The sequence below is a fragment of the Ekhidna sp. genome (genome assembly GCF_965228795.1).
In the GTDB taxonomy this organism is placed as follows: Bacteria; Bacteroidota; Bacteroidia; order Cytophagales; family Cyclobacteriaceae; genus Ekhidna.
Genome location: NZ_OZ245839.1, coordinates 180320 through 192119, shown reverse-complemented (window position 1 = coordinate 192119; position 11800 = coordinate 180320). Strand labels below are relative to the sequence as shown.

General features: G+C 42.5%; 11 protein-coding genes. 5 read left to right on the top strand and 6 right to left on the bottom strand.

The window, feature by feature from the left end; all coding sequences use genetic code 11:
• Positions 1-6 precede the first annotated feature (6 nt).
• Positions 7-1677, top strand: coding sequence for a M1 family metallopeptidase (locus ACQK2H_RS00725; RefSeq protein WP_425389558.1), 1671 nt, complete (start codon positions 7-9; stop codon positions 1675-1677).
• Positions 1678-1680: 3 nt separating this feature from the next.
• On the opposite strand, the gene ACQK2H_RS00720 is transcribed toward ACQK2H_RS00725, so the two are convergent.
• The 4 genes from ACQK2H_RS00720 to ACQK2H_RS00705 form a co-directional block, all read right to left on the bottom strand.
• Positions 1681-2469, bottom strand: a complete 789-nt coding sequence (locus ACQK2H_RS00720; protein WP_425389557.1) for a PhzF family phenazine biosynthesis protein — start codon at positions 2467-2469, stop codon at positions 1681-1683.
• A 23-nt stretch (positions 2470-2492) separates the two neighbouring features.
• Positions 2493-2918, bottom strand: coding sequence for a BLUF domain-containing protein (locus ACQK2H_RS00715; protein WP_425389556.1), 426 nt, complete (start codon positions 2916-2918; stop codon positions 2493-2495).
• 932 nt (positions 2919-3850) lie between these two features.
• A complete protein-coding gene (locus ACQK2H_RS00710) occupies positions 3851-4150 on the bottom strand; it encodes a GIY-YIG nuclease family protein (RefSeq protein ID WP_425389555.1) in 300 nt (99 codons plus the stop codon).
• 141 nt (positions 4151-4291) lie between these two features.
• A complete protein-coding gene (locus ACQK2H_RS00705) occupies positions 4292-5233 on the bottom strand; it encodes a mechanosensitive ion channel family protein (RefSeq protein WP_425389554.1) in 942 nt (313 codons plus the stop codon).
• A gap of 281 nt (positions 5234-5514) precedes the next feature.
• On the opposite strand from ACQK2H_RS00705, the gene ACQK2H_RS00700 reads away from it, so the two are divergent.
• The gene (locus ACQK2H_RS00700; RefSeq protein WP_425389553.1) at positions 5515-5949 is read left to right on the top strand and encodes a YHS domain-containing (seleno)protein; all 435 of its coding nucleotides are present in this window, start codon (positions 5515-5517) and stop codon (positions 5947-5949) included.
• A 236-nt stretch (positions 5950-6185) separates the two neighbouring features.
• On the opposite strand, the gene ACQK2H_RS00695 is transcribed toward ACQK2H_RS00700, so the two are convergent.
• Entirely contained in the window at positions 6186-6803 is a 618-nt protein-coding gene (locus ACQK2H_RS00695; RefSeq protein ID WP_425389552.1) for a hypothetical protein, read from the bottom strand.
• Positions 6804-6886: 83 nt separating this feature from the next.
• Here ACQK2H_RS00695 and ACQK2H_RS00690 point away from each other — a divergent pair, with 83 nt between their 5' ends.
• The 3 genes from ACQK2H_RS00690 (at position 6887) to ACQK2H_RS00680 (ending at position 8382) form a co-directional block, all read left to right on the top strand.
• Entirely contained in the window at positions 6887-7345 is a 459-nt protein-coding gene (locus tag ACQK2H_RS00690; RefSeq protein WP_425389551.1) for a BLUF domain-containing protein, read from the top strand.
• 84 nt (positions 7346-7429) lie between these two features.
• Positions 7430-7888 (top strand): BLUF domain-containing protein, encoded by a 459-nt coding sequence (locus tag ACQK2H_RS00685; protein WP_425389550.1) that lies wholly within the window; start codon positions 7430-7432, stop codon positions 7886-7888.
• Positions 7889-7935: 47 nt separating this feature from the next.
• On the top strand, positions 7936-8382 hold the full coding sequence (locus ACQK2H_RS00680) for a DUF6265 family protein (protein ID WP_425389549.1): 447 nt from the start codon (positions 7936-7938) through the stop codon (positions 8380-8382).
• A 104-nt stretch (positions 8383-8486) separates the two neighbouring features.
• Here the strand turns inward: ACQK2H_RS00680 and ACQK2H_RS00675 are convergent, their stop codons facing one another.
• The gene (locus tag ACQK2H_RS00675) at positions 8487-11729 is read right to left on the bottom strand and encodes a S41 family peptidase (RefSeq protein ID WP_425389548.1); all 3243 of its coding nucleotides are present in this window, start codon (positions 11727-11729) and stop codon (positions 8487-8489) included.
• Positions 11730-11800 lie beyond the last annotated feature (71 nt).

The window sequence follows — 11800 nt, the reverse complement described above, 5'->3', positions numbered from 1 at the left end:
AGCAAAATGAAAAAGCTAATTCTTCTAATCATCGTATCATTGATGGTCGGTGCATGCAGATACAAACCCTTTGTCAAGTATTATTTTCCGAACAAAAAAGAGGGTTTCCCCAGGTTTTCAAAACGCGACTACCTGCAAGGTGAGATTAATCGTTTGAGGGCTTACGATATCACCACTTACGATTGGTATGTAAAAGTTGATCCAGAAGAAGAGCGAATCGAAGGCACCATGCGCATCGATTTTGAGATGGAAATGCGACAAGACTCCATCCTGGTTGACTTGCATAGAAGGTTGAAGGTTGACAACATTGAAAGCTCCATTCCATTGAAAATCTGGAAGCACAGCAAGGATATTATTTACATCGTCTTTTCGGAGCAAGCAGCTGAAGGCACAAGTGGCTCAATTAAAATAAGCTATGGAGGGAAGCCCGCCGATATTGCAAAAGAAGGGCCTATTCAATGGAAAGAAGATAGTAGGGGGGATCCGTGGATCGGGACGCAAACCGAGGGAGTTGGAGGACACTACATGATGCCCTGCAAAGAACTATTGTATGATGAGCCTGAGCAGTGCTTCATACGAGTCGAAGTGCCGAGCCCACTTGTCGCTGTGGCCAATGGTAAGCTCGACAGTGTTACTACAAAAGGTGAAAATAGCGTTTATCATCACTCTGTTCTTAACCCCATCAATATTTACAATATTTCATTCAACATCGGCAATTATGAAAAAATCACATTCCCTTACACAGACATCAAGGGAGTGGAACGTGAAATTGAGGTCTATGCACTGGATCATCAAATCGATAAGGCTCGATCATTCTATTCTCAGACTCCTTTGCACTTAAAAGAACTTGAAGATCTGTACGGACCCTTTCCATGGTGGAGAGATGGGTGCAAAATCGTGCAGTCCACACTGGGAGGAGGAGCTATGGAGCATCAGTCGGCCATTTCGATGGGCTCCTATTTTCACAATGACTATGCCCCTCCTGCCTATTCCTTAAAAGTGAATACCACATTAATTCATGAGCTTGCCCATGAGTGGTGGGGGAATTTACCGTCAGGAATGGACTATTGCGATATGTGGTTGCATGAAGGGTTCGCCACCTATTCTGAGGCATTGGTGGTAGCTGAGCTTTATCAACCAAACTATTATGACCATTATATATGGAACCTTTCCAGGTATGTAGATAATGAGCGTCCTGTCTTAAAGCCTTGTGGCGTTCGATACAATAGCTGGGTCAGCTCCAAAGATGCTGATATCTACTATAAAGGAGCATTGATACTTCATACCCTGAGAAGACAGCTAAATGATGACGAGAAATTTTTCTCTATTTTAAGAGGTGCTCTTGAACGATATGCCAGGCAAAACATAAGCACGGAAACCTTTATTGCATATTTCAATGAGGTGGCCGGTAGAGACTTTAACCCCCTGTTCGATGTATATCTGAAAGAAAAATCTCCGCCGGTTCTTCAGTATGCTTATGACTCTGCCCAATCAACGTTGAAATATAAGTGGAAAACTGGGTTTCGCGATAATTTTCCATTTACCGTGGTGGCTACAGTAGGTAAAAGCAAAGAGACTATTGTCCCAACAAATTCTATTCAAATCATGAACATAAACAGGGATCCCTTATTTAAGGTAGAAGATTTTGGCTATATCTTGACTGAGGAATTGGATTAGATTTCAAACCTCAATCTCCCCTGTCAAATACGTCACCGCATTGCCGGCGATGAGTACACGTTCTCCAAGATCTGTACAGTTGAGGTAGCCCTTTCGCTCAGACAATTGATAGGCGATCATCTCGTTCTTGCCCAGCTTCTCCGACCAATACGGAATCAGTGAGCAGTGCGAAGAACCGGTCACGGGATCTTCAAAGACGGAACCTCCTGGAAAGAAAAATCGTGACACAAAATCTACGCCATCTCCGGGAGCGGTACAGATGATTCCTCCTTTATCGAAATGCTCCGGGCTCAGTAAGCTTGGATTTACTTTGAGAGACCGAACATCGGCCTCACTTTCGTAAACCATCATATAATCACGTGATTTCAGGATTTCTTTCGGGGGATGATTAAAAGCCTTCAATAGCCCTTCTTTCATTTCAGCCGGTTCTGGCTTGCGCGAAGGGAAATCCAGCTGCAGCAAATGATCTTTTCTCTTGACGACCAATGGGCCACTCATAGTCTCAAAGTGAATCTCATCCTTCTGATAATCCAAATGATTGAAAATCACATGTGCAGATGCAAGTGTAGCATGACCACACAGATCAATTTCAAACTCCGGCGTAAACCACCTCAACTCAAACACATCGCCCTGCTCCTGAAAGAAGGCTGTTTCAGACAGGTTGTTCTCAATGGCAATTTTTTGCAGTACATCATCGATGGGCCATTCATCCCCAATTGGGACGACTGCTGCTGGATTGCCGGCGAAGAGATGATCAGTAAATGCGTCGACTTGATAGATAGGTAGCTTCATGTACCTAAAGATACAAATTTACGCTAGGCCATTTTGAAGAAAAGCTGCAAAATTCTCATTGCATTGTCATCAAAGTCCAACTCTCCTTTTATTAATCTATTAAAAGTCTTTTCGTTAATTGACGAAGCATCAGTGTCAAATGCTATTTTGTCCACATCCTTATAGCCCATTTCCCAGCTAGGAAATATTCTGTTAGCTATCGGTTCAAAATTTCGTTGATTTACACTGGTATGGCGTGGGTCATCTTTTATCAACTCATATAAGTCAAGTACCTCGTCCTTTTCTCCTTCTATGTATTGGATAAAGCGTTTGTCAGAGTGAAGCAAAACCCCGGTCACATTTCTGCCGGGATTATTCTTTTTGCATGCACTTAGTATGTTATCAATCTCTTCTTCATCACACTCTGGCTTTCGGAAGCTGGTATAAATCAATCTGTAAAGCGAACTCATTATTAGGTTGTTATTGGTTATAAATTAGTTCAGTCAACTTATCAATTGATAAAGTGTTTTGAGCAACTCAAAAAAAGATCGCTTTTGAACAGCTAATGTTCAAATACGAGCAGATAACCACACGGATTGTCACATCGTATATGCCTACATGAAACTACTACTTTGGTTTATCCTCCTCGTGATCTGCTGGCCACTAGCGTTAGCGATTTTGTTCTTTTATCCAATCATTTGGTTGATTCTGTTGCCCTTCAGAATATTAGGATTTGCCGTGGAGGGAGTGTTTGCGTTTATCCGGGCGCTGTTTATGCTGCCGGCGAGGGTGTTGGCGAGGTAGGCAACCTCTAATTGGAATGTGGTTGATACCTAGATGACAAGAAATCTTAAAAAGCAAGTGACGTAGTATAGATCCTTCACTGCGTTCAGGATGACAGTTCGATCTACTTTCGGAGGGATTTGATCATTTAGTGCTTCGCCTTATATTCCGTGCTGTCATGCTGAGGAACGAAGCATCTCAATCAATCTCATCATTTAGGAGCCTCCATTCAGGATTGAACTCATTGATTAAGGCCTCTTTTTTGAATCGTTTCCAGCCTTTTATTTCATGTTCTCTTTCGATCGCATGATTGACATATTGATACCTCTCCCAAAAGACGAGATAGTAGCAGTTATATTTTCCGGCGAAGGTTTTCTTAGCCCATGCGCGTCCTCTTTATGCTGCTCTAATCGAGTGCGTAAATCATTAGTCATTCCTGTGTATAGAACTTGCGGGATTTATTTGTCGTGATATAAGTAAAATAGTTGTGGTTCATTCTTCGAAAATAATAAGATCCTTCACTGCGTTCAGGATGACAGTTCAATCTACTTTCGGAGGGATTTGATCATTTAGTGCTTCGCCTAATATTCTGTGGTGTCATGCTGAGGCACGAAGCATCTCAATCAATTTCATCATTTAGAAACCTCCATTCAGGATTGAACTCATTGATTAAGGCCTCTTTTTTGAATCGTTTCCAGCCTTTTATTTCATGTTCTCTTTCGATCGCATGATAGACATATTGATACCTCTCCCAAAAGATGAGGTAGTAGCAGTTATATTTTCCGGCGAAGGTTTTCTTAGCCCCATGCGCGTCCTCTTTATGCTGCTCTAATCGAGTGCGTAAATCATTAGTCATTCCTGTGTATAGAACTTTACGGGATTTATTTGTCGTGATATAAGTAAAATAGTTGTGGTTCATTCTTCGAAAATAATAAGATCCTTCATTGCGTTCAGGATGACAGTTCGATCTACTTTCGGAGGGATTTGATCATTTAGTGCTTCGCCTTATATTCCGTGCTGTCATGCTGAGGAACGAAGCATCTCAATCAACCTCAGGTGTTCAAAGCGAAGATGGAAAATTAGGGTCTTTAGTAGTCCCTTTTTTGCCCTCTTGTAAGTTGTAATAAATACGGTTGGTTGGATATGCGAAATCAATGTCTTTATGCTCAGCGAAGGCATTCAGAATATCCCTCCAAATCGTATCTTCAGAAGATCGTCGATTTCTTGGCTGTATCAGATATCTCATTGTTAGCATTACTCCGCTATCCTTGACAGACACATACACAATAGGGGTGAGGGTCCGGTAGAAAATCATAAACTGCTTTGAAGCCTCAAGTAATTTTTTCCGAGCGGAAATGCTGAATTTTTCAGCGTGCTCCTGAACGATTTTTGTCAATATTTCTTCCGCTTTCTTCCAGTCGCTTTCGAAAGTAATCAGCACACCGATTTCATTCCACACATGTGGAAAGCCCTGATTATAGTTGGCTTGTGCATGCTTAAAGACATAGCCATTTGGGATATGAATGATTCGACCAGTGCTTTGATCGGCATCTACCCAGTTATTGATTTCATTGATGGTAAACTGAAAAAACCTAACGTCTATTACATCCCCTGCAATGCCATTGATTTGAATTCGGTCACCTAGTTTCAAGGGTTTCCTCACTACAATGAAAAGCCAGCCGGCCAGGTTAACTAAGGGATCTTGCAGGGCGATGGCAATACCTGCCGATACTAATCCCAGAAATGTGGCAATTGAGCCAATTCGCTCAAACCAGATAAGTGATAATACAATAACCACTAGAATATAGTAGACATTCTTTACGCCTCTTTTCCATAAATACCTCCCCTCGTATTGTTCATCATCAATCCTGCGAAAGATGATTTTTAACGTGAAGTACCTGATCAAGTAAAGAATGATTAGCGCGAGCAGCGTAAAAAACAGCTTCTCTGCAAACTCAGGTTTTAAGTTCAGTTTATCTGCTAGCCATTCGATCCACTCCATATTGTAAACTTAATGATAAGCTAAATAGATAAAGAAGCAGAATTAAGATTAGGTGTTGTGATTGAGGGAGGTCCTTCACTGCGTTTGCCTTTGTCAGCAGGCAGGTTCACGATGATCCTTCGATTTAGAATCGTGCTAAACTAGCTGAACATTTACGCTCAATTGATTTCCGTGCTGTGATGCGGACGAAGGAAGCATCTCAATCAAAAAATGATGACAACTAGCCGACAAATCCGCCTGCTTAACTCATCCTTCCTGCTGGGCTTCCGTACCTTATTGTTATGAAAACCATTGCACTAATTCTTCTCCCCTTCGTTTCTTTCATTGCCACAGCTCAGAAAGGCCCAATCTACACGACCAATGATGGTGCGATCAAAGGGTACGACCCGGTGGCGTACTTCAATCAAGGGGAGCCCATAAAAGGGAATGAATCATTCACTTACAAATGGAAAGAAGCAGACTGGCATTTCAGTTCGCAGGAAAACCTGGAAGCATTCAAGGCGGATCCGAAGAAGTATGCACCACAATTTGGTGGCTACTGTGCGTATGGTGTTTCGAAGGGGTCTCTCTATAAGATCGATCCTGATGCTTGGAAGATCGTGGAAGGAAAGCTCTACCTGAATTATAGCAAGGGCATACAGAACAAATGGGAAGCAGATCGGGATGCATTAATTAAAAAGGCGGAAGAGAACTGGCCAGGGGTGGTGAAGGAGTGATTTGAATCCCCCTTGCCTCCTTTACCAAAGGGGGAATTCTTCAGAACTTAATCCCCCTTTGAAGGGGGGTGCGAAGGCTATTGCGGCTGCAGGGGGATGTTTTTCTCCTCCCTCTATCCCGAAACGTAGACATTTAATTAAAACGTCATTCCGGTTTTCGAGGAACGAGAAATACCGGAATCTACTAACTAGATTCCTGAATTCCGCTTTGCTTCATCCGGAATGACGTACATTTTTTAATCCTTTACACCAACCTCCTCTATCGTCTTTTCCACCTGTGCTTTCATCTGGTCAAAGGTGGCATAACCGTGGGCAATCATGAAAAGCTGATCCTTGTGCAGTAAAACCATTGTCGGGTAGCCCTGGACGCCCCACTGTCGGTTAAGAGAGAACTCTGCATTGGTTTCGTAGCGAATCTCTTCGCTTTCAAACCGCTCCAGGAATTTCTGATAATCAACACCCTCTCTCTTGCTAAGACTTCTCTCAACAGAGATGGCTTTCAACGAGTCGATCAAAAAACCAATATTTAGCTTGCTGTTTTGTATCAGTTCCTGATAAACAGAACCCCAAAAGTTTTCATAGGAGAAGTCAGTGTTGTAAATGATTTCATTTCTAAATGTTCCGACAGCCAGGCTCTGGGATTCGATGGAAATGTATTCTGCACAGAAGGAATTGGAATGATCAGCAAATGCCCAGCTGCGCTGATGCTTTCTATCATTCTCATGGTTGATGATATCAAAACTATCCTGACAGTAAGCGGTGGCAGAGCTCGTGCCGTTCAATAACGAAACCACTCCAGTAATGATGAGATACACCATTACTACAAATGCTAAGAATCTGAATATTCCCTTCACAGGAATAAAGATCTAAAAAAGTATCAAACTACAGATCTTGTTCTACCACATATTTGTTTATTTTAGGCTAAAGCTCTTTTTTGATGATTTTCTACATTATATACACAAGTACCCCAACAGGAAAGGTGACGTCAGATAAGCTAAATGACATCACTCAGGAATCAATTAAATGGAATTCTGCACATGACATTACCGGCATGTTGTTGAATGTAGAAGACAAGTATTTTCAGTTTTTAGAAGGTGAAGAGCCTGAGGTTAGAAAGCTTTTTGACATGATAAAGGGAGATCCTCGTCATGAAAATGTGACGCTGAGAATTCAGGGCTACTCCAATGACCGGGTTTTTTCTGAATGGTCGATGGGCTCCTGGATGCTTTCAAACAAAGACCTATTGGAGCTTTCTGCTTTGGAGGATTTAAAGTCATTTTTGGAAGATCCGGTAAACAATAATCTTCAATCAAAGAAGTTCATTGGGATGATGAACAACCTATTGCAGACCTGGATGGCACATGAGCCGGAAAGAGCAAAAAAATTAAAAGGATAATCCGATTCCTTTCTTTTGCATATACTGCCAATCATGCAGTAGTGGTTAGTTTTTCTTAAATTAGATAAGCGTCTATATACTGCTATGAACTTTTATCTGATCTATACGAGCAAACCTAGAGTTCCAATGACACTGGAAGTGGTAGAGGAAATTACGCAAACATCCATCCGAAACAACAAGCAAAATGGGATTACTGGAATGCTGCTAGCAATCGAAGGGCACTACCTCCAATTTCTGGAAGGTAAGGAGAAGGATGTCCTTGATTTGCTGAATAAAATCAAAGCAGATGCCAGGCATAAGGAGCTTGTGGTTTGGGTGAAGGGCTACAGGGAGGAACGAGTCTTTGAACAGTGGTCTATGGGTTCGTGGATGCTAAGTAATGAGGCATTAAAGAAAACTGAAGGTCTGGAAGATCTCAGAAATTTTATAAGAAACCCTGCAAATGCAGATGTTCCTGCTAAAAAATTTATTGTAATGATGAATGGTTTGCTAAAAACCTGGATAGCACATGAACCAGAGCGTGTAAAAAAACTACAGAGTTAGTGTCCAAATAGGACGTGGTGGTTCGTCATTTTGCATAAAGAAGAAACATGAAAAAGTCACTACTGCTAATATTATTGTTTGGGTATTTGGTTAGCTATAGTCAAGAAGCAAAAGTCCCTTATGCATGGTTGGCTGGCAGCTGGGTTGGAGATGGGTTTGGAGGAACCTCAGAAGAAGTGTGGTCAGAGCCATCATTGAGCGGCACTATGATGGGTGTTTATCGGCATCATAAAGGAGATGGTAGTCTCAACTTCTATGAGTTTTTAACATTGGATAGTACGGGCATTAAGCTTAAGCACTTTACCCCTAAACTCACGGCATGGGAGACCAAAGAAGATTTTGTCCACTTCGAGTTAATCGAATTCACGGAGAATAAAATCATTTTAAAAGGACTGGTTTTCGAACGAAAATCGGATTCAGAAATGGAGATTCGATTAGACCTGAAGAATGGTGATAAGCAGTGGACGGAAGTGTTTAAGATGAAGCGGAAGTAAGTATTCTAGGCTAGAAAAGTACCATGAGCTATAAAAAAGTCGTCCCACCACGCTAACGTGGTAGGACAACCAGATTTCCAAAACCGCCCGTTGCGGGCTTTCACTTATCTTTTTTCTTTGGCAGGTGGAGCTGGCATACCTTCATAGACCTCCAGTTCCTTTTTGATCCAATCAATGGCACGAAGCAATTGCGCATCCGTCCCTTGTGCAAGCTCTCCGGGATTTTCCTTCACCTCAATATCCGGATCTACTCCATACCCTTCTTTAAACCACGTGCCATCCGGATTGTACATCCTGAATGTCGGTACGGTCACAACACCACCATCAATCAGCGATGGTGCCCCTGAAATTCCGATTAGTCCTCCCCATGTACGAGTGCCTATTAGTGGTCCTAGACCTGCTTTTCTAAAGTAATCAGGGAAAGCATCTCCACCAGAACCACTCCACCCATTGATCAGCATCGCCTTTGGCCCAAAGTTGGCTACCGGAGGCCACTGCCAGGTGTCTCCATCCCGAACAGCCCAGAAGGCCAATGGTTTGCGATCCAACATTTCGATAAAGCGATCCGGTATTTGACCGCCACTATTGAACCGCTCATCAATGATCAAACCATCCTTATGGTATTGAGCGGTAAACTGACGGATCAATTCATTTTGACCATCTATTCCCGTGCTTCTCACATAGATGTACCCAACCCTTCCGTTAGTCTGCTCATCCACTAATTTGCGATTGTTTTCTATCCATTCCAGGTGTCTAAGCCTGGATTCACTTCTTAATGTTTTCACCAGTTCTTTCCTGGAGCCACTCATAGATGGAGAACCATTCACCGTCAATTCAACCGTTTTTCCAGCCACCCCCTGAAAAGACATACTCGGATCTTCCGAGGCATCAAGGGGGACATCATTCACGGCAAGTACATAGTCACCCACATTGATATTCACACCGGGAGCATCCAGTGGCGAGACTACCTCTGCATCCCACGATGCACCTCTTACAATTCGCTTTATCCTATAGGCACCATTTTCTTTTGCCCAATCCACTCCCAGGTAGCCAACATTTACATTACTGGTATTTTCTAAATCTCCACCTCCACGGTAAGTATGAGAAGCGTTCAGCTCACCAATCATCTCTCCCAAGACGTAGTTGACATCCCAGCGTGTAACACACTGACCGATAAGCTTTCCATATTGTTCCTTGATGGCATTCCAATCCAGCCCGTGCATATCTTTGTCATAGAAGTAGTCCCGCTGAAATCTCCATGAATCAGCAAAGATTTGCTTCCACTCCGCCATTGGATTCACCTCCATTTTAATGTTTGACAGGTCGATGGTTTTGTCCATTTTTTGTCCTTCGGCAATGTCCAGGACGGCATGTTGCCCTCTGTTTGCGACGGCTATTTTTTTCCCATTGGCAGCAATTTCTATCCCTCCGTTGATCGAACTGATGATCGTCTTTACTTCCCTTTCTTCAATGTCATAAAACTTCACATCAGAAGAATTTTCCGGGGACCCTGTGAATGGAAATTGTATGAATACCACTTTCCCGGAAACCGCTTCTAATGCCCCATAATTTCCTGGTTCAACCGGTAGCAAAACAACCCTTTCTTCGAATCCGGCAAAATCTATTTTCACAGATTCATCCTTCTCATCATCTTTCTTTTTATCCTTTTTCTTTCCATCGTCCATATCCTTTTCTCCTTCTTCGCTTGTCTCTACTTCATCATTCTTTGGCTTCAAAGGGCTATCCATGGATTTAGTTAATGGAACTGCTGCGATCATCGTGCTATTGGGGTAGATAAATGTGTTGTCTAGCGATGAATATGCAGGGCTGATGTTCCTATTTGTAAGGAAGAATAGATACTTATTGTCAGGGTCAAACGTCGGGGAAAAATCATTGTAATATCCGCTCGTCACTTTTTGACTTGTCTTTGTTGCGGTATTGAACAAATAAATAGATGTATTCCTGTTTGGGTTCTCCTGAGTGAATGCAATCCACTTGCTGTCTGAAGACCAGGAAAAAGTATAGTTGTTCAGTCCACCATGAAACAGGTATCTGCCCTCACCAATCTTCACTGTTTGTTTAGTATCGAGATCAAAATATTGGAAGGCCATGGTCTGATCTACAAAAGCAATTTTTTTGCTGTCAGGAGACCAGAATAAAGCATAGCGAAATCCAGACGAATAGTTTGATACGACCTGTGCAGTCCCATTCTCCGTATTGTGAATTTTTAGCTGATATTCTCCGGTTTCGTCCGTCCAAAAAGCAATTTTCTTTCCATCCGGAGACCATGCAGGTGTGCGATCGTAAGCTCCGCTTGTACGGGTCAGGTTTCTTGTAATTCCTTCTTCTGCAGGAACGGTAAACACGTCCCCTCTGGCGGAAATAATAAGGCGTTTACCATCAGGAGAAACATCAAACCATCCAAGGTTTTCGCTTGCGTCAATCATTTTCTCCGCTAGAGAGGTCTGGTCTGTTATTACGTTCACCTTTACTTCGCTGGATTCCTGATTCGCCAGGTTCATGATGTAGAGCTTCCCTTCATTTTCATACACAATGTCACTTGGCCCGAGCGATGGATAGTGAATATCATATTCGGAGTAGTTGGTGATTTGTGTTTTCGACTCTCCTTCAATATCATATGACCAAATATTGTATCTACTGTTGGGGCCATCATCTGATAAGTAATAAATCTTCTTGCCAGACCACATTGGAAACTCGTCACTTGACGGATTATTTGTAATATTCTTTGAGGTATTGGTAGCCAGGTCATACGTCCAGATATCTGGTGCCCAACCTCCTTTGTATCGTTTCCAGGTACGATTGATTCTGGATTTAAAGTTAAAGGCCAGCTTATCGCCATCGGGTGAATAGGAAGCTAACGACCCATAGGGAGGAGCTAGTTTTGTAGGCAAACCTCCATCTACGCTCACTTCGAATAGTTGACTGAATCTTTGTCTGCCACTCTCTCTCGATGAGGAAAACAACACTTTGTCGCCTCCCGGATTCCAGTCAATTACCATATCTGCACCTCCGTGAGAAGTCAGCCGACTCGGGAGACCTCCTGTAGTTGGGATGGTATATACGTCCCAGTTTCCATTGTAATTTGCTGTGAAAGCAATTTTCGAACCATCTGGAGAAAACTTTGGTGACTTTTCTTCTCCGTTTGGAGAGCTGAGTTTAATAGCGGTTCCTCCATTTTTTGAAACAAGCCATATATCTCCGGCATAAACAAAAGCAATTTGGTTGTCTGAGACATCCGGGTCACGGAACATTCGAGCGCTAATCTGCGCTGAAATATCATAGGCCAACAAAGTAGCTACTGCTAGTAAGATCAGGTGTTTTTTCATTTTTAATTGGGTTGGTATACAATCAAGTTACTAACAATAGCCCCTAATCAAAAAAAGGTTACAGCTCTGAA